The sequence below is a fragment of the Nocardioides sp. NPDC057767 genome (assembly GCF_042798275.1).
Classification (GTDB): domain Bacteria; phylum Actinomycetota; class Actinomycetes; order Propionibacteriales; family Nocardioidaceae; genus Nocardioides.
The window spans coordinates 98,850-121,668 of sequence record NZ_JBHVKJ010000008.1 but is presented as its reverse complement, the minus strand read 5'-3'; the positions used below and the strand labels follow the sequence as shown (position 1 = coordinate 121,668).

At 70.4% G+C, this 22,819-nt stretch carries 21 protein-coding genes; 12 read left to right on the top strand and 9 right to left on the bottom strand.

From position 1 onward, the window contains the following. Nucleotides 1–48: 48 nt before the first annotated feature. Nucleotides 49–930 (bottom strand): alcohol dehydrogenase catalytic domain-containing protein, encoded by an 882-nt coding sequence (locus ACFVDI_RS06645; RefSeq protein WP_378901861.1) that lies wholly within the window; start codon nt 928–930, stop codon nt 49–51. A gap of 110 nt (nt 931–1,040) precedes the next feature. Here ACFVDI_RS06645 and ACFVDI_RS06640 point away from each other — a divergent pair, with 110 nt between their 5' ends. The 4 genes from ACFVDI_RS06640 to ACFVDI_RS06625 all read left to right on the top strand — a co-directional run bounded on the left by ACFVDI_RS06640 (nt 1,041) and on the right by ACFVDI_RS06625 (nt 3,812). Then, nucleotides 1,041–1,442, top strand: a complete 402-nt coding sequence (locus ACFVDI_RS06640; protein ID WP_378901858.1) for a winged helix-turn-helix transcriptional regulator — start codon at nt 1,041–1,043, stop codon at nt 1,440–1,442. Nucleotides 1,443–1,746: 304 nt separating this feature from the next. Then, nucleotides 1,747–2,205 (top strand): DUF4232 domain-containing protein, encoded by a 459-nt coding sequence (locus tag ACFVDI_RS06635; protein ID WP_378901855.1) that lies wholly within the window; start codon nt 1,747–1,749, stop codon nt 2,203–2,205. Nucleotides 2,206–2,235: 30 nt separating this feature from the next. Continuing rightward, nucleotides 2,236–3,303: a glycerophosphodiester phosphodiesterase family protein gene (locus ACFVDI_RS06630; RefSeq protein WP_378901852.1), complete on the top strand. Its 1,068-nt coding sequence runs from the start codon at nt 2,236–2,238 to the stop codon at nt 3,301–3,303. Nucleotides 3,304–3,326: 23 nt separating this feature from the next. Beyond that, a complete protein-coding gene (locus ACFVDI_RS06625) occupies nt 3,327–3,812 on the top strand; it encodes a pyridoxamine 5'-phosphate oxidase family protein (protein ID WP_378901849.1) in 486 nt (161 codons plus the stop codon). Nucleotides 3,813–3,815: 3 nt separating this feature from the next. On the opposite strand, the gene ACFVDI_RS06620 is transcribed toward ACFVDI_RS06625, so the two are convergent. The 3 genes from ACFVDI_RS06620 to ACFVDI_RS06610 are packed head-to-tail and all read right to left on the bottom strand — an operon-like array spanning nt 3,816 to nt 6,708. Further along, a complete protein-coding gene (locus ACFVDI_RS06620) occupies nt 3,816–4,649 on the bottom strand; it encodes an ABC transporter ATP-binding protein (protein WP_378901846.1) in 834 nt (277 codons plus the stop codon). Further along, entirely contained in the window at nt 4,646–5,614 is a 969-nt protein-coding gene (locus ACFVDI_RS06615) for an ABC transporter substrate-binding protein (protein ID WP_378901843.1), read from the bottom strand. Before ACFVDI_RS06615 ends, ACFVDI_RS06620 begins: the two co-directional genes overlap by 4 nt. A 35-nt stretch (nt 5,615–5,649) precedes the next feature. Next, on the bottom strand, nt 5,650–6,708 hold the full coding sequence (locus tag ACFVDI_RS06610; protein WP_378901840.1) for a FecCD family ABC transporter permease: 1,059 nt from the start codon (nt 6,706–6,708) through the stop codon (nt 5,650–5,652). Between the two features lie 128 nt (nt 6,709–6,836). Here ACFVDI_RS06610 and ACFVDI_RS06605 point away from each other — a divergent pair, with 128 nt between their 5' ends. Both ACFVDI_RS06605 and ACFVDI_RS06600 read left to right on the top strand, forming a co-directional pair. Next, nucleotides 6,837–8,069 carry a geranylgeranyl reductase family protein gene (locus ACFVDI_RS06605; RefSeq protein WP_378901838.1) on the top strand — a complete coding sequence of 411 codons (1,233 nt, stop codon included), beginning with the start codon at nt 6,837–6,839 and terminating at the stop codon, nt 8,067–8,069. After that, entirely contained in the window at nt 8,069–9,004 is a 936-nt protein-coding gene (locus ACFVDI_RS06600; RefSeq protein WP_378901835.1) for an NUDIX domain-containing protein, read from the top strand. The genes ACFVDI_RS06605 and ACFVDI_RS06600 overlap by 1 nt, the downstream gene beginning before the upstream one ends. Before the next feature lie 86 nt (nt 9,005–9,090). On the opposite strand, the gene ACFVDI_RS06595 is transcribed toward ACFVDI_RS06600, so the two are convergent. Both ACFVDI_RS06595 and ACFVDI_RS06590 read right to left on the bottom strand, forming a co-directional pair. Next, nucleotides 9,091–10,050, bottom strand: a complete 960-nt coding sequence (locus tag ACFVDI_RS06595) for an ornithine cyclodeaminase family protein (RefSeq protein ID WP_378901832.1) — start codon at nt 10,048–10,050, stop codon at nt 9,091–9,093. A gap of 17 nt (nt 10,051–10,067) precedes the next feature. After that, nucleotides 10,068–11,426 (bottom strand): MFS transporter, encoded by a 1,359-nt coding sequence (locus ACFVDI_RS06590; RefSeq protein WP_378901829.1) that lies wholly within the window; start codon nt 11,424–11,426, stop codon nt 10,068–10,070. Between the two features lie 150 nt (nt 11,427–11,576). On the opposite strand from ACFVDI_RS06590, the gene ACFVDI_RS06585 reads away from it, so the two are divergent. The 3 genes from ACFVDI_RS06585 to ACFVDI_RS06575 all read left to right on the top strand — a co-directional run bounded on the left by ACFVDI_RS06585 (nt 11,577) and on the right by ACFVDI_RS06575 (nt 16,703). After that, nucleotides 11,577–14,378 carry an FAD-binding and (Fe-S)-binding domain-containing protein gene (locus tag ACFVDI_RS06585; RefSeq protein ID WP_378901826.1) on the top strand — a complete coding sequence of 934 codons (2,802 nt, stop codon included), beginning with the start codon at nt 11,577–11,579 and terminating at the stop codon, nt 14,376–14,378. Between the two features lie 139 nt (nt 14,379–14,517). Then, complete coding sequence (locus ACFVDI_RS06580; RefSeq protein ID WP_378901823.1) at nt 14,518–15,729, top strand: class I SAM-dependent methyltransferase; 1,212 nt, start codon at nt 14,518–14,520, stop codon at nt 15,727–15,729. Then, a complete protein-coding gene (locus tag ACFVDI_RS06575; RefSeq protein WP_378901820.1) occupies nt 15,726–16,703 on the top strand; it encodes a hypothetical protein in 978 nt (325 codons plus the stop codon). Before ACFVDI_RS06580 ends, ACFVDI_RS06575 begins: the two co-directional genes overlap by 4 nt. Before the next feature lie 121 nt (nt 16,704–16,824). Here the strand turns inward: ACFVDI_RS06575 and serC are convergent, their stop codons facing one another. Beyond that, complete coding sequence (gene serC / locus ACFVDI_RS06570) at nt 16,825–17,940, bottom strand: phosphoserine transaminase (RefSeq protein WP_378901817.1); 1,116 nt, start codon at nt 17,938–17,940, stop codon at nt 16,825–16,827. 43 nt (nt 17,941–17,983) lie between these two features. Here serC and ACFVDI_RS06565 point away from each other — a divergent pair, with 43 nt between their 5' ends. Then, nucleotides 17,984–18,463 (top strand): GNAT family N-acetyltransferase, encoded by a 480-nt coding sequence (locus tag ACFVDI_RS06565; RefSeq protein ID WP_378901814.1) that lies wholly within the window; start codon nt 17,984–17,986, stop codon nt 18,461–18,463. A 58-nt stretch (nt 18,464–18,521) separates the two neighbouring features. On the opposite strand, the gene ACFVDI_RS06560 is transcribed toward ACFVDI_RS06565, so the two are convergent. Continuing rightward, on the bottom strand, nt 18,522–19,667 hold the full coding sequence (locus ACFVDI_RS06560) for a citrate synthase 2 (RefSeq protein WP_378901811.1): 1,146 nt from the start codon (nt 19,665–19,667) through the stop codon (nt 18,522–18,524). Nucleotides 19,668–19,729: 62 nt separating this feature from the next. On the opposite strand from ACFVDI_RS06560, the gene ACFVDI_RS06555 reads away from it, so the two are divergent. Continuing rightward, complete coding sequence (locus ACFVDI_RS06555; protein ID WP_378901808.1) at nt 19,730–20,233, top strand: hypothetical protein; 504 nt, start codon at nt 19,730–19,732, stop codon at nt 20,231–20,233. Nucleotides 20,234–20,289: 56 nt separating this feature from the next. Next, nucleotides 20,290–20,937 carry a pyridoxamine 5'-phosphate oxidase gene (gene pdxH, locus ACFVDI_RS06550; RefSeq protein ID WP_378901805.1) on the top strand — a complete coding sequence of 216 codons (648 nt, stop codon included), beginning with the start codon at nt 20,290–20,292 and terminating at the stop codon, nt 20,935–20,937. Between the two features lie 80 nt (nt 20,938–21,017). Here the strand turns inward: pdxH and ACFVDI_RS06545 are convergent, their stop codons facing one another. Next, on the bottom strand, nt 21,018–22,727 hold the full coding sequence (locus tag ACFVDI_RS06545; protein WP_378901802.1) for a S8 family serine peptidase: 1,710 nt from the start codon (nt 22,725–22,727) through the stop codon (nt 21,018–21,020). Nucleotides 22,728–22,819 lie beyond the last annotated feature (92 nt).

The following is a 22,819-nucleotide window of genomic DNA, read 5'->3' as shown; positions in this document are numbered from 1 at the left end:
CCCGCCAGGCTTGCCTGGCGGGGCCTTGTCGCGTCGAGATCCAGTACGTCACGGAATCAGCAGCCAGCGTCCGTCGGACCCGGGCGCCGCCGTCGCCTCCTGGTAAGCCTCGGCGGCCTTGCTGAGCGGACGGGTCGCGGCGATCCGGGTCGGCACCGTGCCGTCGGCCGCCAACCGGAGCAGGTCGGTGAGAGTCGCCCCGTCGGCGTGGCTCATCACGGTCGAGACCTCGATGTCGCGCTCGGGCTCCGGCGCCCGCCCGGGCTTGACGCTGATGTAGCGGCCGCCGTCGCGTACGCCTGCAAGTGCCGGGCCGTTGAGCGCGGCGAGGTCCAGTACGGCATCGTGCGCGTGCGGCTCGATCTCGGTGATGGCGTGGTCGGCGCCGGTGGCGAGGTGCTCGGTGCCGGGACGTACGACGGCGTCGACCCTCCAGCCGTCGGCCTTCGCAAGAGCCAGTGCCCACAGGCCGACGCCGCCGGCGGCTCCGGTGATGAGCAGGCTGCCGCGCTCGGGACCGAGGAGGTCGAGCGCCTGGCGGGCGGTGAGTGCGTTGAGCGGGGCTGCGGCGGCGGCCTCGAGGGAGAGGCCGTCGGGCAGTTTCGCCGCGTCGGTGGCCGCGAGCACGACCTCGGTGGCGTGGGCACGGGCGCCAGCGGCGGGGTCGCCGTGGAATCCGGCGACCCGGTCCCCGACGGCGAACCCGGAGACCGCCTGACCGACCTCGGTGACGACACCGCTGAAGTCGAAACCGAGGCCGATCACATCGGGAAGGCCGATGGGGGCATGGTCGGCGGCGACGAAGGCGTCGAAGAGTGTGAAGCCGGCGGCAGCCACCTCGATCCGGATCTCGCCAGAGCCGAGCGGCTGGGCCGGGAGCTCCTCGAGGTGCGGGGTCGGGTCGCCGGCGCGGGAGATGAGTGCGTACATGGTGTTTCGTCCTCTGGTGTGGTCGACTGGTTGCATGCACTACTTTCGGTGCCCTACTCTCTTCTGGGAAGAAGGCACTTTGAAGTGGCGTACGCACCTGGAGGTCTGCCATGGGGACGACGACGGCCGAGCGGCCCAGCGAATTCGAGCACAGCGGGTTCGACGCGTTCTCGGCGTTGTGTCCGAGCCGGCGGCTGCTGGACACGATCGGCGACAAGTGGGTGAGCCTGGCGATCGTCGCGCTGGGTCTCCGCGGGCCGTTGAGGTATTCGGAGCTGGCCTCGCACATCGAAGGCGTCAGCCAGAAGATGCTGACCCAGTCGCTTCGCAGGATGGAGCGTGACGGCCTGCTGACCCGCACGGTGACGCCGTCGGTGCCGGTGCGGACCGACTACGAGCTGACGCCGCTGGGGCACACGCTGCTGCCCGTCCTCGCCCACCTCAAGGAGTGGGCCGAGGAGCACATGGCCGAGGTGGACGAGGCCCGCACGGCGTACGACGACAGGGTCTGAGATTTTCTCGGGATCGGACGCAACGAACCCTGAGGTCCACGCGTCTCAGGGGTAGGACGATGAGTTAACTGGCTGGGTTATCTAGCTGGCATCTGCTACTCGAGGAGCAAAGATGCGGCACCTACGGCTGATGGTGGTCGGCGTCTGGATCCTCGGCGTGCTCGCGGTGGGAGGTTGCGGGTCGACGAAGGACGGGGCGGTCGACTCTTCACCATCTGCCTCCGGGACCGCGGATCCCACCTCGGGAAGCAGTGCGTCATCGTCCCCGACTCAGTCCTCACCGGCGGCCACGGGGGGTTCGCCGGTGAGGACTGAGTCTCGGGCTGCCGATCCCGGGTCACCGGATCCGGTGACGCCGAAGTGCGCCAACGCCGACCTGAAGGCCGGCTATCGCGCCACCGAGGCGGGTGCAGGGTCGAGGTTCGGCGAGATCACCCTGACCAACGTCTCCGACCACGCGTGCTCACTGGGTGGTTTCGGCGGACTCTCCTACGTCGGGGGCGGCGACGGCACCCAGATCGGTGCGCCGGCGGAGCGCGAGGGCACCTGGCGCAAGGTCATCATGAAGCCGGGCCAGGTGGCGGTGAGCGCGGTCGCGGAGTCGACCGCCGAGAACTACCCGGCCTCGGAGTGCAAGCCGACCGAGGTGGACGGGTTCCGGGTCTACGTTCCGGATTCCTACGACTCCCAGTTCGTCCGTCACAAGACGACCGGGTGTGCCGACAAGAACGTGTCGCTCCTGTCTCATCGAGCGTTCCACTAGCGGCCATCCGGAGCCGAGATCCTGGCGGGCATGAGACGTGTCCGAGCAGGCCTCCTCGTTACCGCGGCGCTCCTGGCGAGCTCTGCCGTCACCCCGGCGTACGCCGGGAGCGATCCACGTACCTTCGACCTCCAGGCGCACCGCGGTGGCATCGCACTGACCGTGGAGAACACGCTGCCGGCCTTCGCGCGGGCGCTCGAGCTGGGTGTGAGCACCCTCGAGCTCGACGTGCAGATCACCGAGGACGGCCACGCGGTCGTGACCCATGACCGGGACCCTCACCCGGCCAAGTGCGTCGACACCGCACCGGCGTTCCCGGGCGACCCCGAGTTCCCGTACGTGCCGAACCGGACCTACATCAAGGACCTGACGCTCGCCCAGGTGCGCACGATCGACTGTGGCTCGCTGCGCCAGCCGCAGTTCCCCCGGCAGGAGCTGTCGCCGGGGGAGCGGATGCCGCTGCTCTCGGAGGTGTTCGCGCTGGTCAACAGCTACCACGCCGGGCAGGTCACGCTGAATGTGGAGACCAAGGTGGAGGCCGGGGCGCCGGAGCAGACCGCGCCCCGCGAGCAGTTCGTACGCGTCGTTCTGGCCGAGATCAGGCGCGCACACATCCGCAACCAGGTCACCATCCAGAGCTTCGACTGGGGTGCGCTGAAGCGGTTCCGCGAGGTCGAGCCACGGCTGCCGATCGTCGCCCTGACCAATGGGCAGCAGTTCCTCCAGCAGGGACGGCCGGGCGCCTCGCCGTGGTTGGGCGGGATCGACATCGACGACTTCGAGGGGTCGCTGCAGGAGAGGTACGTCGCGGCCGCGGACTCGTTCGGGGCGGACGCGGTGTCGCCGGTTCACGGCGACCCGCAGGGCGGCTCGGTGTCGGACCCGGGCTACGTGCCGTTCACGACCCAGGCGCTGGTCGATGCGGCACATGCGCGCGGGATCGCGGTCGTGCCGTGGACGGTGGACGACGTCGCCACCATGGAGCACCTGATCGGGCTCGGGGTCGACGGGCTGATCACCGACAAGCCGGACGTGCTGCGCGAGGTGCTGGCCGAGCACGGCTACAAGCTGCCGCGTATATACGCAGGTCACGAGTAAGAAAGTCGCCTACCCTCTGGGGTATGGCAGCTGATCTGGACAGACACGTCCGTGGGATCGTCGACAGCGTCGCCTATCTGGTGCTGGCGACCTCGGATCCCGACGGGCGGCCGCGTACGTCGCCGGTCTACTTCTCTCACGACGGCTATCGGGACCTCTACTGGGTCTCGGCGCCCGACGCCCAGCACTCCCGCAACATCGTGCGCGACCCGCGCGTGGCCGGGGTCATCTTCGACTCCTCGGTCCCGCCCGGGTCGGGCGCGAGCGCGGCGTACGTCACCGGGATGGCCCGCCAGGTGCCTGACTTCGAGCTCGAGAAGCGGTGCGCGGTGGCGTTCCATCGGCTGGTCGGTACGGCCCGGGCGTTCCGGCCCGAGGAGCTGCGCGGAGAGGCGTCGTTGCGGCTGTACGTGATGGACGTGGAGCTCTGGGAGGCACACCTTCCCGGCGTCGACCCGGACGACGAGGCGGCGTCGGAGACCCGGGTCGAGGCGGCCCCGGAGATCTGAGGATCAGCTCGAGGGGCGGAAGAGGAGGTGGATCTCCTCGCGCAGCTCGAGCCTCTCGATGCCGATGCCGTAGACCGGCTCCAGGATCTCGGGACGGAGCACCTCGTCGACGGTGCCGCGCGCAGCCACTCGGCGCTGGTCGAGCAGCACCAGGTCGTCGCAGTAGCGGGCCGCCAGGTTGAGGTCGTGGAGCACCACGATCGCCGTGGTGCCGAGACGACCGGAGTGAGGTCGAGCGGCGAGCTTGCTCGTCCGCTCGTGCCGAGCGAGGGAGTGACCGCGCGGAGCGCGGAGCTTGCGCACCAGGGAGAGGATCTCGTGCTGGTAGCGGATGTCGAGGTGGTTGGTCGGCTCGTCGAGGAGCAGGTGGCTCGCCTCCTGGGCCAGTGCCCGGGCGATGAGCACCCGCTGTCGCTCGCCCCCGGAGAGAGCGGCGAAGGAGCGCGGAGCGAGGTGGGTGCCGCCCACCCGCTCGAGGCAGTCCGCGGCGATCGCCAGGTCGTGCTCACCGGCTCTGGCGAAGGCGGACAGGTGCGGCGTACGTCCCAGCAGCACCATCTCGCCGGCGGTCAGGGACGTGTCCGTGCCGGATTCCTGGACGACGACGGCCAGGCGCCGGGCGACCTCCTTCGCCGGCAGCCGGCCGAGGTCGTCGCCGTCGATCTCGACGGTGCCGTTGCCGCGGAGGGCGCCGTAGAGCATCCGCAGCAGGGTGGTCTTGCCGCTGCCGTTCGGCCCGATCAGACCCAGGACGCGGCCCTCGTGGGAGTCGAGGTCGACGTCCTCGAGGATGGTGGTGGTGCCGTACGTCCAGGACAGCCCGCCGGCCTCGATCACTGCCCGAACCTGTCGATGATCCGCTCCAGTCCGTCGACCGAGAGGGCCGAGGGAGGCTCGGTGAAGTTGAACAGCTGGGCCATCAGGTCGCCGTTCCGGACCGCGGTGAGGTCCTCGGCGCCGGCGAGCTGGGTGAGCGACTTCTCGACCTCGGCCGGGTCGCCGGCGTTGTGGAGCAGGATGATCACGTCGGGGTCGCGCTCGAGAAGGTCCTCGGTCGAGACCTCGAAGACCCGCTCGTCGACGTCGGCGAAGACGTCCTCGAACCCGGCCGCCTCCAGCTGCGGGTGGGCCATCGAGCGGGTGCCGTAGGCGTAGGTGACGCCGCCGCCGACGGTGGGATAGAGAACTGCCGCCGTACGTCCCTCGCCGACCTTCTCCGTCTCCAGCTCGGTCACCCGTTTGCGCAGGTCAGCGACAGCCTTGGCGGCGTCGTCCCTCTTGTCGAAGACTCGGCCGTAGGCCTCGAGCTGGCTGTAGACATCGTCGAAACCAGGATGTTCGACCCCTTCGGGGCACATCGCCGGCTCCTCGAGCAGGTCGATGTCGACGGCGTCGAGGGTGTCCCGGGAGAGGTTGTCCACCTCGCCGAGGACCAGGTCGGGCTCCTCGGCGATCACGACCTCCTTGGAGATCTGCAGATGGCCGCTGGTGTCCATCTCGTCGGTGAGCAGCGGGATCTCGTCGAGCTCGGCCTGCGTCGCGGGGTCGTAGTAGTCGGCCGGGTAGTCGCCGGCCCGGGCCACGACCTGGTCCATCACGCCGAGCGCGTGCAGGTAGGGCACCGCGGAGCTCTTCAGCATCACGATGCGCTCCGGTGGCGCGTCGAAGGTGACCTCGGCGCCGCAGTTCTCGAGGGTGACCGGGAAGCCGTCTTCGGCAGCCACGGTGCCGGCGGCGTCGGCACCGCACGCCGTGGTCGTGGCCAGCACGAGGGCGGCGGTGGCGATCGTGGGGCGGATCATGTCGGGCTCCTGGTGGCGGGTCGGGCGGGTGGTGGTCAGACGTCGCGCGCCGAGAAGCGCCGGATGAGGACGATGAGGAACGGGGCTCCCAGGAGCGCGGTGACGATCCCGATCGGGATCTCCTGGGGCTGGAGCAGGACACGGGCCAGTACGTCGGCCCAGACCAGCAGGATCGCGCCCATGAGCGCGGCCGCCGGGACGGCCACGGCATGGGCGGAGCCGACGGCGCGGCGGGCCAGGTGCGGCACCACCAGCCCGACGAAGCCGATGCTGCCGGCGGCCGAGACGACCACCCCGACGGTCAGCGCCACGACGACCAGCAGCAGGGTGCGGAAGCGGTCGGGGGAGATGCCGAGGGTGTGAGCGGTCTCGTCGCCGATGGCGAGCGCGTCGAGGCCGCGTCCGGCGAGTGTGAGTAGTGCGATCGCGGTGGCGACCGCGACGGCCACGACGGCGAGCAGGCCGTCCCACTGGGCCAGGCCGAGCGAGCCGAGCAGCCAGAACATCACCGACCGGGCGCCCTCGGCGGAGCCCGAGGCGAAGATCAGGAAGCTGGTCAGGCCGTAGAGCAGGTAGCCGACCGCGACTCCGGAGAGCAGCAGCCGCAACGAGGTGACCCGGCCACCGCTGCGGGCCAGCGCGAACACCAGGAACGACGCCGCGAGAGCACCGAGGAAGGCGGAGCCGGGCAGTGCGTACGCTCCCAGCCCGGTGCCCGCGCCGAACAGGATCACAGCCGCGGCGCCGCTGGAGGCGCCGGAGTTGATCCCGAGCAGGTAGGGGTCGGCCAGCATGTTGCGGACCATCGCCTGCAGCGCCATGCCGGTGATGGCCAGGCCTGAGCCGACCAGCGCGCCCAGGAGCACGCGGGGGAGGCGTACCTTCCATACGATCGCCTCCTCGGTGGCCTTCCAGCCGGCCTCGGGCAGGCCGAGGAGGTGGTGGCCGAGGATCTGGGCGACCGTCCCCGGCGTGACGTACGCAGCGCCCAGCCCGACCGCGACGACGACCGTCGCCACGGCGGCTGCCAGGAGGCCCAGGAGCCAGATGACGGCGCGCCGGCGACGGGTGAGTACGCCGAGTGGGTCGTGCACGTGGGGGCCTTCCGAGACTGCGCCGAGGACTAATGCGAACAACTTGCAATAACCTAGCAGGCTGCCGCTCCCGGGCGGAGGTGAGGGTTCTCTGACCGGTCGTGTGGTGGGTCTGGGAAGATATGCGCATGACGTCGTCCCTTCCGCAGTCAGCTGACGTGCTCGTCGTGGGGGCAGGGCCTGCGGGCTCGGCCGCGGCGGCCTGGCTGGCGCGTGCCGGGGTCGATGTGCTGCTGACCGACGCGGCCGTCTTCCCGCGTGACAAGACCTGTGGCGACGGGCTGACCCCGCGCGCGACCCACGAGCTGATCCGGCTCGGGCTGGAGGACTGGCTGCGTGCGCACCCGGTCTCGAAGGGCTTACGGGCGCACGGGTTCGGGCAGACGCTGCACCTGCCGTGGCCCGGTGGGACGCTGCCGTCGTGGGGGTCCGCCGTGCCGCGCACCGAGCTCGACGACCACCTGCGCACCGTGGCGATCAAGTCCGGCGCGACCGCGGTCGACGGCGTGCGCGCGGTCGACGTGCGGTGGGACGGTTCCCGGATCGCTGCGGTGATCTTCGAGGGCGGTCACGAAGTGGCCTGCCGGTCGGTCGTGGTGGCCGACGGCGTGCGCTCGCCGCTGGGCAAGGTGCTGGGCCGCGAGTGGCACCGGGACACCGTCTACGGCGTCGCCGGGAGGGCCTACATCGCCTCCGACCAGGCCGACGACGAGTGGATCTCCTCCCACCTCGAGCTGCGTGACGAGTCCGGCGAGGCGCTGCCGGGCTACGGCTGGATCTTCCCGCTGGGGTCCGGCGAGGTGAACATCGGCGCCGGTGCGCTGGCCACCTCGAAGCGGCCCGCGGACGTCGCGATCAAGCCGCTGATGCGCCACTACACCGAGCAGTGCCGCGACGAGTTCGGGCTGAAGGGTGAGCTGCGGGCGGAGAAGTCCGCGCTCCTTCCGATGGGTGGCGCGGTCTCCGGCGTCGCCGGCGCCAACTGGGCGCTGATCGGCGACGCGGCCGGCTGCGTGAACCCGCTCAACGGCGAGGGGATCGACTACGGCCTGGAGACCGGGCGGATGGTCGCCGATGCCATCGTCGCGGGCGAGGACCTGGCCACCGCGTGGCCGGCGACCCTGCGTGAGCACTACGGCGAGGCGTTCTCCATCGCCCGCCGCGTGGCCGGGATCGCGACCCGACCGCGCCTGGTATCCACTCTCGGACCTGTGGGAATGCGCTCCGAGTGGCTGATGACGCTGGCGCTGCGGTGGATGGGCAACCTGGTCACCGACGAGGACCGCGACCGCGCCGCCAGGGTCTGGCGCTGGGCCGGCCGCCGCTCCATCGCCCTCGACTCCCGACCTCCGTTCAGCTGATGGCGACGCGGAATCGGGGCCGCAGCGGGCGGCGACGCAAGCTTCCGAAGGTGCAGCGGGTGGGGGCGTACGCCGTCATCATCCGGGCCGGCGCGGCGGCCGAACCGGAGATCCTGCTCAGCCGGCTCTCGGAGAAGGTCACGCCGGAGGAGCGGTGGACGCTGCCCGGTGGCGGGATCGACCACGGCGAGGACCCGCGCGACGCGGTCGTGCGTGAGGTCTACGAGGAGGCCGGGGTGCCGGTCGAGGTCGGCATCGAGGCGCGGGTCTACTCCGTGCATCAGGCCAAGGCCTGGCGACTGGGCCGCCGGGTCAACTCCCATGCGATCCGGATCGTCTACGACGGCTGGGTGCCCCATGACGCTCCCGAGCCGCAGACGATGGAGGTCGACGGGTCCACCGCGGAGGCCGCCTGGCTGCCACTCGCCGCGGTGGTGAGCGGCGAGATCCCGACGTCTCCGCTGGTCACCGATGCCCTCGAGGTCCACAAGCCGGCGCGGATGCAGCGGCTGGCTGCGTACGCGTTCATCACGCGGGATGCCGACGACGCGATCCTGCTCACCCGGATCTCGCCGCTCGGCTATCACTCGGGCAGCTGGACGCTGCCTGGCGGTGGGGTCGACTTCGGGGAGCAGCCGCGCGAGGCGCTGGCACGCGAGGTCGTCGAAGAGTGCGGTCTCACCTGTGAGGTCGGCGCTCTGATCGACGTGCACGACGTGAACATCACCGGCACCGCGCCGAGCGGTCGTCACGAGGAGTTCCACGGCGTCCACCTCATCTTCGCCGCGACCGTCCCCGACGGCGAGGAGCCACGAGTGGTCGAGGTGGGCGGCACCACCGACGACGTACGGTGGGTGACCCGTGACGAGCTGGCGACGCTGCCGCTCCTCGACGTCGTCACCGCGGCTCTCGACGCCGAGAAGAAGACTGCCTGAAGAACGTCGAGTCGGCTCGTCATAACGCGCCGACTCGGCACGTATCGGCGTCAGGATGAGCCGACTCGACGTCGGTCTCGTGGGTCTCAGTCCAGGTCTGCTCGGGTGCCGACATCGCGCTCCTCGGCTGCGACCAGGATGATCGCTGCCGCGGCGGCGTCCTGGACGCCGACGCCCACGGAGAAGTAGGTGACGATGCCGGTGGTGTCGCGGGTGAGGGTGGCGGCGCCGGTCAGGAGCGAGCCGAGATCGGCGATGCGGTCCGGATCGACCGACCCGGAGGCGACGGCCTCGACGACGGGGCCGGAGTCGGTGAGCGCGGACGCGCGGTGGTCGACGACGACGGTGGAGCGGGCCAGCAGCGAAGGCGGCAGCTCGACGCGGTCGGGCGCGAAGGAGCCGACGCTGGCCACCGCGGTCCCGTCGGTGACCCAGGCGTCCTCGATCACCGGGGTGAGGGACGAGGTGCAGAGGACGACGATGTCGGCGCTGCGTACGGCCTGTTCCAGGTCGTCCTTCGCGGTGGCCCGGTGGCGGGTGGCGATCTCGGTGGCGGCCGTCCGGTTCCGGCCGAAGATCTTCAGCTCGGCGGCTGGGTGCGTCACGGTGAAGGCGTCGAGGTGTGCGCGGGCTTGGGCGCCGGTGCCCACGACGAGGACGCTGCGGGCACCGGGAGCGAGTTCTTGCATGGCGAGGGTGGTCGCGGCCGAGGTGCGGAGGCCGGTGACGCTGTCGCCGTTGATGATCGCGCGCGGTGCGCCGGTCTCGGTGTCGAGGACCGTGATGACCGAGTGCACCGCGCCCAGCCCGCGGGCGGTGTTGGCCGGGTTGACGCTGCCGAACTTGCTCACCGCCGGGGCGTCGGGGGCGATCCGGGAGGAGTAGCAGAACGAGACCGACTCCTCGGGCCCGGGGACGAGCAGCCGGGGAGGCTGGACGGCCTCCCCGGCTCCCAGCCGGGTGAACGCCTCTCGCTGGGACTCAAGCGCGAGCTGCGGCGTGAAGATGCTGCGTACGTCGGTGGCGGAGAGGATCCTGACGGTCACTTCGCCACCGTAGACCGTCAGGCGGTGGCCTTCTCCGCGGTCTCCTCGAGGGCGATGTCCTTCGTCTCCTTGCCGATCAGCAGGGAGATCAGGGTGATCACCGCCATCACGGAGAGGTAGACGCCGACCAGGACGGGCGAGCCGTCGGCCTGCTTCCACAGCGCGACCGCGATGAACGGCGCGACCGCGGCGCCGAGGATGGAGGCGACGTTGTAGGAGACGCCGGAGCCGGTGTAGCGGACGCTGGTCGGGAACAGCTCGGGCAGCAGCGCCCCCATCGGCCCGAAGGTGAGGCCCATCAGGGAGAAGCCGAGAACCAGCCAGAGGAGCACGCCCGGGGTGCCGGCGTCGACCAGTGGCACCCAGGTGAGGCCGAAGACGATGATCCCGAGGGTGACCGCGATCAGCAGCCGGCGGCGCCCGAAGCGCTCGGCGAGCGGCCCGGAGACCATGGTGAAGATGCCGAAGAAGATCACGCCGAAGATCAGCATCAGCACGAAGGTCGTGTAGCCGTAGCCCAGGCCGGGGACGGGGAGGTCCTTGGCGGCGGTGCCGAACGACAGCGAGAACGCGGTCATCAGGTAGAAGAGGACGTAGGTCGCCAGCATGAAGAAGGTGCCGAGGACCAGCTGCTTGCCCTGGTTGCGCACGACCGAGGCCAGCGGGACCTTGCGGACCAGGCCGGCGTCCTGGCTCTTGGTGAACACGTCGCTCTCGACCAGGCGCAGCCGGACCCACAGACCGACGATCACCATCACCGCGGAGAAGAGGAACGGCACTCGCCAGCCCCACGCCAGGAAGGCGTCGGACGGCTTGGTCGGGTCGGCACCCTCCGCGGAGAGCAGCGCCGCGATGGTGAGGAACAGGCCGTTGGAGAGGATGAAGCCCAGCGGCGCGCCGAGCTGCGGGAACGTACCGAAGATGGCCCGCTTGCCCTCCGGGGCGTTCTCGGTCGCGACCAGGGCCGCGCCGCTCCACTCGCCGCCGAGCGCGAAGCCCTGGGCCAGGCGCATCAGCACGAGCAGCGCGGTGGCGACCCACCCGACCGTCGCGTACGTCGGGAGCACGCCGATCAGGAACGTCGCGATGCCCATGGTGAGCAGCGAGATCACCAGGGTCGTCTTGCGGCCGAGCCGGTCGCCGAGGTGACCGAAGAAGATCGCGCCGACCGGGCGGGCGACCATCGCGGCGCCGAAGACGGCGAAGCTCGCCAGGAGTGCGGTGGTCGGGTCGCCGGCGGGGAAGAAGAGGGCGGGGAAGACGAGGACGGCTGCGGTCGCGTACGCGTAGAAGTCGTAGAACTCGATCGTCGTTCCGACGAGACTGGCGACGAGCACGCGGGAGCGCGGGTTGGCCGGTGCGGGGGTGGCGGACATGGTCTCTCTCCGAGGTATGGGGTGGCCCGCCTCTCGCGGGTCGTCCCATTATATGAGAGTCGTATATCGCTACATGAGACGGGTTCGGGTTGCGGGCGTCGTCGGTGGGCGCTGGCCGGCGATGGCCTCGGGGTCTGTGACAATGAGCGGGTGAATGCGACTGCCTCGGATCTGGTGAATGAGCTGCGCAACCAGGGGATCAGCCGGGTCGACGACTCGCCGCTGGCCCGGGCGCTCTACTCCAGCGACGCGAGCCTCTACCGGGTCGTGCCGTCGGTCGTCGTGCGGCCCCAGTCCCGCGACGAGCTGATCGGCGTGCACTCGGTGGCTCGATCCGTCGGGGTTCCGGTGACCATGCGGGGTGCGGGCACCTCGATCGCCGGCAACGCGGTCGGCTCCGGGATCGTCGTGGACACCCGCGACCTGCGGACCATCTACGAGATCGACCCGGAGGCGCGGACGGCGCGGATCGATCCGGGCGTCGTGCACGCCGATCTGCAGCGCGCCGCCGCTCCGCACGGGCTGCGGTTCGGGCCGGACCCGTCCACCCACACGCGCTGCACCATCGGCGGGATGATCGGCAACAACGCCTGCGGCAACCGTGCGCTGGGCTACGGACGCACCGTCGACAACATCGAGTCGCTGACCGTGCTCTTCGGCAACGGCGAGCAGGCGGCCTACGCCGACGGTGTCTCCTCCGGGGAGACCGCCGAGCGGCTCCAGGCACTTGTCGGCGCCAACCTCGGGCACGTGCGCACCGAGTTCGGGCGTTTCGGGCGCCAGGTCTCGGGCTACTCGCTCGAGCACCTGCTGCCGGAGAAGGGCGGCCGGGTCGACCGCTTCCTGGCCGGGTCCGAAGGCACGCTCGCGACCGTCCTGGAGACCACGGTGCGACTCGTCGAGGACTCGCCCGGACGACTCCTGCTCGTGCTCGGTTACCCGACGATGGCCGAGGCCGCCGACGCGGTGCCCACGCTCCTGCAGGTGGCGCCGGGACGGCTGATCGCATGCGAGGGGATGGACGCCCGGATCGCCGATCTGGTGCGCGCCAAGGGCCGGGCGGTGCCCGACCTGCCCAAGGGTGCCGGCTGGCTGATGGTCGAGGTCGCCGGGCAGGACGCGCCTGACCTGGTGAAACGCCTCGCTGCCGAGTCGGGGGCGCTCGAGTCGAGGGTGGTCGTCGATCCCATCGAGGCGGCCGCGCTGTGGCGGATCCGGGAGGATGGCGCCGGCCTCGCCGGGGTCTCGCTGCCGACGCCCGCCCACTCCGGCTGGGAGGACGCGGCGGTCCCGCCGGAGCACCTCGGCGCGTGGCTGCGCGACTTCGAGGGGATCCTGTCTGACTTCGGTCTGCACGGCTATCCCTACGGTCACTTCGGTGACGGCTGCATCCACTGCCGCATCGACTTCCCCTTCGCGCCGGACTCGCCGGAGTCGGCGCAGGTGTTCCGGGAGTTCATGACCGCGTGCGCCACCCAGCTGGTGACCTACGGCGGCTCGCTCTCGGGTGAGCACGGCGACGGGCGGGTGCGCTCGGAGCTGCTGCCTCTGATGTACGACAAGACCTCGATCGAGCTCTTCGAGCAGGTCAAGGGCATCTGTGACCCGTCCGACCTGCTCAACCCGGGCAACATCGTGCGACCCGCGTCGATCACCGACGACCTGCGTCCGGTGCGGCCTCGCGCGCTCCCGCGGACCGGGCTGCGGCTCATCCACGACTCCGGTGACCTGGGTGCGGCCGTGCACCGCTGCACCGGCGTCGGCAAGTGCGTGGCGCCGAAGACCATCGGGGTGATGTGCCCCTCCTACCTCGCCACCCGCGAGGAGAAGGACGCGACCCGTGGGCGCGCCCGGGTGCTGCAGGAGGCGCTGGACGGGTCGCTCGTCGACGGGCTCGGCGACCCCGCGGTCGGTGAGGCGCTCGACCTGTGCCTGGCCTGCAAGGGGTGTGCGTCCGACTGCCCCACGGGGATCGACATGGCGACGTACAAGTCGGAGGCGCTCTACCAGAAGCACGACGTCCTCGGGGAGCGGCGGCCGCGTTCACACGCCCTTCTCGGACAGCTGCCGAAGTGGGCCCGCCTTGCGGCGCCGTTCACCAAGATGGCCAACGCCTCGCTGAAGGTCGCGCCGTTGGCGAAGATCGCCAAGAAGACCGCCGGCATCGACCAGCGGCGCTCGATCCCGGCGTTCGCGCCGAAGACGCTGAAGCGGTCGGCGCCGGTCGCCCGCCTCGGCGCCGAGACCCCCGACGTCTGGATCTGGGCCGACTCCTTCACCGACCACTTCTTCGCGCAGTCCGGTCACGGTGCGATCAGGTGGCTCCAGTCGCAGGGCCTGGACGTACGCGTCATCGGCGACAAGGCCTGCTGTGGCCTCACCTGGATCACCACCGGTCAGCTCGACGATGCTCGGAAGATCATGGAGAAGACGGTTCGTACGCTGGCTCCGTATGTCTCCTCCGGCGTCCCCGTCGTCGGGCTCGAGCCGTCCTGCACCGCGACGCTGCGGTCGGACTCGGTGGAGCTCTCGGCGCTGCCCGAGGCCGAGGTCGTACGTGACGGCATGCTCACCTTCGCCGAGCTGGTGAACCGGTTGGTGGGCGAGGGACGCGTGCAGCTGCCCGACCTGACCGGCGTCGAGGTCGTCGCGCAGCCGCACTGCCACCAGCACGCCGTCCTCGGCTGGGCGGTCGACGAGGCGCTGCTGAAGCGGGCTGGTGCGACGGTCACCAAGGTCTCGGGCTGCTGCGGCCTGGCCGGCAACTTCGGTGTCGAGGAGGGGCACTACGAGGTGTCGGTCGCGGTCGCCGAGACGCATCTTCTTCCGGCTGTCCGGTCGCATCCCGACGCGGTCGTACTCGCCGACGGGATGTCGTGTCGCGTCCAGCTCGACGACCTCGCCTCGGTGCCGACGATGCATCTCGCCGAGCTGTTCGCGTCGCGGGTCTGACGGGTGCCGCGGTCGGGGATGGGTGTTGGTGCCCGGCCGACGCCTAGACTGAAGCGGTGAACCCGCGTTACCGCCGAATGATCATTCCCGGCGCGCTGGTCGCCCTTCTGCTGGTGGTCGTCATTGCCGGGGTGCTGAATTGAGCAGGGAGTCCGAACCGCTTCTGCGGGCGCTGAACCGGATGCGATCGGTGATCCTCGACCCCGAACAGCTGGTCAAGGCGGTCGCGTCCGGCAAGCAGCGCGGCACGGTGCCGAAGTGGCGTCGCGCCGAGATCCGCTACGTCGACCTCAAGGCCGGGCGGCACCTGCAGATCACGACGTACGACGCGACCCAGGCGTTCACCGCGAACCATCCCGTAGGAGATAGTTCGTCACTGGATGATCTTCTCGACGAACCGTTCGCCAACTGGATCGTGACGACCGCGACCGAGCAGACCCAGATCCAGGCGAAGACGCCGACGACCGCCCTCGTCTCGACCACCGAGCTGACCGCGCCGGTCGAGGTCGAACGCGGCCACGACCAGGCGAAGGAGCGGCTGCTGCCGGAGTCGGACCCGGTCTTCCGGGTGCTCGGTCTCTCCGACAAGGACGGGAAGCTGAAGCCGTCGCGCCAGGCGAAGTACCGTCAGGTCGAGGAGTTCCTGCGCCAGCTCGACGCGGCCCTGACCGACGCGATGAAGTCCGGCAAGGTCCGCCGGCCGACCGCCGAGGAGCCGCTGCGGATCATCGACCTGGGGGCCGGCAACGGTTACCTGACCTTCGCCGCCCAGCGCTACCTCACCGAGGTCCGCGAGCTGCCCGTCGTCGTCACCGGCGTCGACGTCAAGGAGCAGTCGCGGGAGCACAACTCGAAGATCGCGGCCGAGCTCGGAGTGCATGCCGAGTTCGTGGCCGGGACGATCGAGGGCGTCGAGCTGGACGAGAAGCCCGACGTGGTGCTCGCCCTCCACGCCTGTGACACCGCCACCGACGACGCCCTCGCCCGGGCGATCGAGTGGGAGGCGCCGCTGGTGCTCGCCGCGCCGTGCTGCCACCACGACATCGCCGCCCAGCTGCGCAAGGCCCCGACCCCGGTGCCCTACTCGATGCTCACCCGCCACGGCATCCTCCGCGAGCGCTTCGCCGACACCCTGACCGACGCCCTGCGCGCGAGCCTGCTGCGCCTGGCCGGCTACCGCGTCGAGGTCGTGCAGTTCGTGGAGAGCCAGCACACCCCGCGCAACACCATGCTCCGCGCGATCCGCACCGGCTCGCCGGTCAGGGGCGGCTCGGTGAAGAAGGAGTACGACGACCTCGTGGCCGAGTGGGGCGTACGTCCGAAGCTCGGCGAGCTGCTCTCCGGACGATGAAGGCGGTCGTCGCCGCGGGCGCACTCGGGCTGCTGCTGATCTCGTCCGTTCCTGCCCACGCTGCCGGCGACGACGTCCTCTTCTCCTTCTCCGACCCGACGATCAGCGAGGCCAGCGCGCTGACCCCGCTCGGGAAGGGCCTGTACGCCACCACCAACGACTCCGGCGACAGCGGCCGCGTCTTCACCGTCGATTCCAGCGGTGCCACGGTCGGCGTGACCCACTGGGCTGCCGACCCGGTCGACGTCGAAGGGCTCGCGCCCGCGGGCGGCAAGCACGTCTGGGTCGGCGACATCGGCGACAACAACAGCGTCTGGGACTCGATCAGGATCGCGAAGGTGCGCGTCGGGCGGGGTGAGCGTACGGTCTCGCCGACCGTCTACGAGCTCGTCTATCCCGACGGGCCGCACAACGCGGAGTCGCTGCTGGCCCATCCCGACGGGCAGGTCTTCATCGCCACGAAGGACTGGGGAGGCGGGCGGCTCTATGCCGTGCCCGAGCGCCTCGACCCCGACCGCCCCAACCGGCTGACGGAGGTCGCCCCCGTCATCCCGATGGCCACGGACGGCGCCTTCTTCCCCGACGGCAAGCACCTGGTCGTACGCGGCTACTACTCCGCCACGATCTACGACTGGCCCTCGATGGACCGGGTGGGCTCGTTCCGGACGCCCGACCAGGAGCAGGGCGAGGCCATCGGCGTCACCGCCACGGGCGAGGTCGTCGTGACCAGTGAGGGCATCCGGGCAGAGGTGATCCGCGTCGACCCCGACCTGGTGAGCGACGTGCTCGGCGACGAGCGGTCTCCGACCGCTGATCCGACCCCGTCCGAGGAGGCCGAGTCGGCGGGTGGCGACGAAGCCGAGAACAAGGACAGCGGCACGGACGGCGACTCGAACTCCGGCGGCTCGCTGGGACCGGTCGCGCTCGTGGCGCTCGCCGTCGCTGCGTACTTCATCTTCCGCAAGAGCTCCTGACGCCGAGTCGGCGCGTCTGTCCCGCTCAGGAGCGCCGAGTCGGCGTGTCTGTCTCAACCGCGTCGGGACAGTTGCGCCGACTCGGGCACTGTTCGTGGGGCAGTTGCGCCGAGTCGGCGGGTCAGAGGCGGTCGACGACCCAGTCGATGCAGGTGGTGAGGGCCTCGATGTCGGCGGCGTCGACGGAGGGGTACATCGCGATCCGGAGCTGGTTGGTGCCGACGCCGCGGTAGGCGTCGAGGTCGACGACGCCGTTCTCCGCCAGAACCGACCGGAGGAGATCCTTGTCGATGCCGGCGTCGAGCTCGACGGTGCCGACGACCAGGGAGCGGTGGGTGGGGTCCTCGACGAACGGCCGGACGTACGGCGCCTTCTCGGCCCACGCGTAGAGCGCGTCGGAGGAAGCGGTGGTGCGGGCGACCATCGCGTCGAGCCCGCCCGAGTTGTTCATCCAGTCGACCTGCTCGGCCATCAGGAGGAGCGTGGCGACGGCCGGGGTGTTGACGGTCTGATTGCTACGGGACTGCTTGATCGCCTCGGTCAGCGAGAAGAACGACGGGATGTGTCGACCGCTCGCCGCGATCTCCTCGGCCCGCGCGATCGCGGCCGGGGAGAGCAGAGCCAGCCACAGGCCGCCGTCTGAGGCGAACGACTTCTGCGGCGCGAAGTAGTAGACGTCGCTCTGGGTCACGTCGAGCGGCAGCCCGCCGGCGGCCGAGGTCGCGTCGACGATGGTGAGCTGGTCGGCACCGGCACCGGCGGGACGTACGACCGGAGCCATCACACCCGTCGAGGTCTCGTTATGTGTCCAGGCGTAAACATCGACGCCGTCCTCGTGTGACGGAACAGCCAGGCCACCGGGCTCAGCCGAGATCACCGCCGGGTCGTCGAGCCACGGAGCCGCCTTGGCCGCGGAGAGGAACTTCTTGCCGAACGCCCCGAAGACGGCGTGCTGGCTGCGCTCGCGCACCAGGGCGTACGTCGCCAGGTCGAAGAACGCGACCGAGCCACCGTTGCCGATGACGACCTCGTAGTCCTCCGGCAGCGAGAACAGGTCGGCCAGCCCGGACTGGACGCGGCGGACGAGATCCTTCACCGGCTGCTGACGGTGAGAGGTGCCCATCACCGACGCCCCGGTCGCGGCGAGCACCTCCAGGCGGCCGGCGGGCACCTTGGACGGCCCGGACCCGAAACGTCCGTCGGCGGGCAGGAGGTCGGCGGGGATGTGCAGCGTCATAAACCCATTCTCGCAAGACCCGGGCGTCGGCCAGAATACCGACGTGTCTGTTGAGATTCGCCGGGTCGCCTACGACCACCCGGATGCTACGAGGCTGGTCGACCGGGTCCAGGAGTTCTACGTCGAACGCTACGGCGAGCCCGACCACGACCCGACGGTGCCGGAGATGTTCGAGCCGCCCGTGGGCGCCTACTTCCTGGCCTATCTCGACGACGTCCCGGTCGCCTCCGGCGCCTGGCGGCGTTCCGGCGAGTCCGCGTTCGAAACCGTGGTGACCGCCGAGATCAAGCGGATGTACGTCGTCCCCGAGGCTCAGGGCCAGGGGCTCGCCAAACGCATGCTCGCCCACGTCGAGGCCTCCGCGCGCGAGGCCGGCTTCGAGGCCATGGTCCTCACCACCGGTGGCCTCCAGCACGAGGCGATCGGGCTCTATGCGGCCAAGGGCTACGTCGACGTCGAGCCGTTCGGCTACTACAAGGACGATGACCTCGTGGTCTGCATGGCCCGGCGCCTCGACAACTGACGCCACAACGCAGGAACCGACCGGCTCGAGCCGGTCGGTTCCTCGGGTCAGCGGGCGGCTACTTCGCCCAGTCGGGGTTCCAGCCCTCGACCGCGTCGGCGGGGCGAGGGGCCGGGCCGGTGTAGATGGCCGAAGGCCGGATCAGCCGGCCGGTCTTCTTCTGCTCCAGGATGTGGGCGGACCAGCCACCCGTGCGGGCGCAGGTGAACATCGAGGTGAACATGTTGGCCGGGATCTGGGCGAAGTCGAGGACGATGGCTGCCCAGAACTCGACGTTGGTCTCGAGGACGCGGTCGGGGCGGCGAGCGCGAAGCTCTTCCAGAGCCGCCTTCTCCAACGCCTCGGCGACCTCGTAGCGAGGCGCGTTCAGCTCGCGGGCGGTGCGACGCAGCACGCGCGCACGCGGGTCCTCGGCACGATAGACGCGGTGGCCGAAGCCCATCAGCCGCTCACCCGAGTCCAGGAGCCCCTTGACGTAGGAGGCCGCGTCGCCGGACTTCTCGACGTCCTCGATCATGCCGAGCACGCGGGAGGGCGCGCCGCCGTGCAGCGGGCCGCTCATCGCGCCGATCGCGCCGGAGAAGGCTGCGGCGACGTCGGCGCCGGTGGAGGTGATCACCCGGGCGGTGAAGGTGGAGGCGTTCATACCGTGCTCGGCGGCCGAGGACCAGTAGGCGTCGATGGCGTGCGCGTGAGCCGGGTCGGCCTCACCGCGCCAGCGGATCAGGAACTTCTCGGCGAGGGTGCTGCCCTTGTCGACCTCGCGCTGCGGCACCACCGGGAGGTGGATGGAGCGAGCGGACTGGCCGGCGTACGACAGGACCATGACGGCCACGCGCGCGAGGTCCTCGCGGGCCTGCTCGTCGGAGATGTCGTAGGTCTGCCCGAACCCGAAGGCGGGTGCGAGCATGGGGATGGCGGCCTGGACGTCGACGCGAACGTCGCCGGTGTGCACCGGCAGGTTGTAGGCCTCGGCGGGCGGCAGGCCGGGCCCGTACGAGCCGTCGATCAGCAGACCCCAGACGTTCTCGAACGGGACCCGCCCGACGATGTCTTCGATGTCGACCCCGCGGTAGCGAAGGGCCGAACCCTCTTTGTCGGGCTCCGCGATCTCGGTCTCGAAGGCCACGACGCCCTCGAGGCCGTGCTGTACCTGGCTCACTACCTTCTCCGTTCCTCTGTTGTCATGGGCATTGTGCCGCATCCTGGCTTCGACCCGGGCGTGGGGCGCGGTCGTGGTAGGGGTCCGGCGCTAGTGTCGCCACCATGGACCTCGGGAAGCTCGTCGGTGGCCTCAACGCCAAGGACATCGACAAGGTGATCAAGCTGATCACCGAGAACAAGGACGTGCTGGCGACGCTCGAGCGGCTACCCCAGCTGTTCGACTCCTTCGGGGAGGGGCTCGAGGCGGCCGGCGGGCGCGCCCGCGAGGCCGGCGCCGTGCTGGTCGGGGACGGCGCCGGCGGCGTCAAGGACGCGCTCGGTGACGTCGCCACCTCGCTGGGCGGCATCTCGACGGCGATCTCCAAGGGCGTCGACCGCCTCGCCGATGTCGCCGAGGGGCTCGGCCGGGTGCCGATGGCCGACGGTCCGGCCAAGTCGATCGCGAGTGCGGCGAAGGAGATCGGCGGGGCCGGCTCGGCGCTCGACGACCTCTCCGGCTCGCTCGAGACGATCGCCGAGCTCCTCGCGAAGGTCGGGTCTGCGCTGGAGCAGCTGGGCGACAAGCTCGACGAGTCGGGCACGCAGGTCAAGGCCTTCATGAACTGACTCCGTGTGGGCTGAGCCCCCGACGCGGGGACTCCACGAGGTCGTAGGTTGAGACCATGGATCTCTCAGCTGAGCTGGCGGCCGCTCGTGAGTCGTACACCCGCAGCGGTCTGACCGAGGACGACCTCGCGGCGGACCCGTTCCAACAGTTCGAGAGGTGGTACGCCGAGGCGCGTGACGCGGGCATCGTCGAGCCCAACGCGATGGTGGTCTCGACCGTCTCGGCGGAGGGCGCGCCCTCGTCGCGGACCGTGCTGCTGAAGGGGTTCTCGGCCGCGGGCTTCACCTTCTTCACCAACACCGCCTCCCGGAAGGGCTCCGACCTCGCGCACGACCCGCGCTGCGCGGTGCTCTTCCCGTGGCACCCGTTGGAGCGTCAGGTACGCATCGACGGCGTCGCCCACGAGCTCTCCGCAGCAGACGTCGAGGCCTACTTCTCCCAGCGTCCGCGCGGCTCCCAGCTCGGAGCCCATGCCTCCCCCCAGAGCCGGGTCGTGACCGGGCGCGAGGAGCTGGAGGCGGCGTACGAGCGGGTCGAGGCGCAGTTCGAGGGCCAGCCGGTCCCGGTGCCGGAGGAGTGGGGCGGCTACCGGGTCGAGCCCGAGACCGTGGAGTTCTGGCAGGGGCGGCCGGGGCGGATGCACGACCGGCTCGTCTACCGGCGCGACGGCGGCAAGTGGCGCACGGAGAGGCTGGCCCCGTGACGGGGATGCTATGCCTCTCAGGTGTTGCAATGCCCGAGAAGTGCGGGGATACCCGATGAACCGGGTATCCCCGCACCAGGTCAGCGGCTGACTGCCGCCTCGGCGTTGACGATGCCGCTGCCGTAGAAGCCGTTCGGCGCGTCGCCACCCTCACAGGTGTGCGTGCTGGTCCGCGTCGAGCCGTCGGGCAGGTGGCGCACATAGGTGAAGTCCGCCGGGACCGGGCAGGCCTTGTCGGTGGCCGACTTGAGCAGGATCTTCTCGACCTTGGCGGGCGAGAGGGTCTTGCCGGAGAGGTCGCGGCTGCCGAACTCGCCGACGATCAGCGCGGCCACACCAGCGGCGTGCGGGGAGGCCATCGAGGTGCCCTGCAGGTACTGGTAGTAGGAGCACTCGCCGCTGGAGCAGTCCGCAACGGCCCATGGGACCAGGACCTCGCCGGTCGCCGGGTCGATCGCGCCGTCGGCCACGGCCAGGTCGTAGGGGTAGGCGGCCAGGATGTTGGCGGCGAAGTCGCGCTTGCCGTCGGCGGTGTCGTACCCATCGCCACCAGGCGCCGCGACGTCGACGAAGCCGTTGCCGTAGCTGGAGTAGTAGGACTTGCGCTCGGACGGGCCGGTGGCGCTGACCGCGATGACCCCGTTGCCCTCGGTGGGCATCGAGACGCACGACTCCGGGTCGAGCAGGTCACGGACATAGGCGGCCTCGCCGGGCTCGCTGGCGTAGTCAGGGCTGCTCGCGTCGGTCTGCGGCTTGGTGTAGTCGATCGCCTGGTTGCCGGCGGCCGCGATCAGGGTCACGCCACGGGCGCGGGCGTAGTCGAGGGCACGCTGCATCGCGGTGATGATCGTGACCTGCTCGGCCTGGTCGGCGGCGGAGTCGGCCGGGTGGTTGGTGCAGTTGAACAGCCACGGGTCGACGTAGTAGCTCATGTTGACCACGTCGATGCCGTTGCTGCCGGCGTAGGTGAGCGCGTCGACCGAGGGCTGCAGGAAGAAGTAGCCGGAGTCCTGGCCGGCGCGGAGGTTGACGATGTCGGCCTGCGGGGCGACGCCGGTGATGCCGACGCCGTTGACCGGCGAGGCGATGGTCGAGGCGACGTGGGTGCCGTGGCCGTTCTCGTCGACGTCGGCCGCGTCCTCGCAGGAGGCGTCGGGCTCGTCCTCACACGGGCCGTCGACGTTGTCGCCGTTGGCGTCGACCGGGATGTCGGTCGTGAAGTTGCGGCTCAGGTTCGCGTCGAAGTTGGGCGCGATGTCGGGGTGCGACCCGTCGACACCGGTGTCCAGGATGCCGACGCGGACACCCTTGCCGCGCTCGGTCTTGTTGGCCTCCGCGGCGTGGATCTGCTTCATGTCCCACTGCAGGCCGGAGAGCGGCTCCGTGCCTCCCTTGGGCTTCGGCGCCTTGGGCGCGGTGCCCTTGCCGCCACGGATCTCGGTCTCGACCTTCGACACCTCCTGCTTGCGGGCGTTGCTCGCCCCGTCGGGGGTGTTGGCGCCCACGATCCTGTCCTGGGCCGCGCCGACGAGGGCGCTCGAGGCGTTGGCCGCCTCGGCGAAGTCCTCACCCGCGGTCACCGTCGCGACACCGATGGCACTGTTCTCCGAGACGATCTCGCCCCCGGCGGCCTTCACCGCGGCACGGGCAGTGGCGGCCGAGGATCCCTCGGCATATGCCACGACATAGCGGACCTCCTTGTCGGAGGTGGCGGTTCCCGAGTTCGCCATGACGAGGGCGCCGGTGACCCCCAGTGCGACCGCGGTCGCACCTGTCAACAACCTACGCATGCTGTCTCCATTTCCGGATCTGGTGGTCGAGATTGTCGGACCACCGCTGTCACGGCCCTTGTCGGCCAGACAGTGGGCCCAGCATGCCTTAG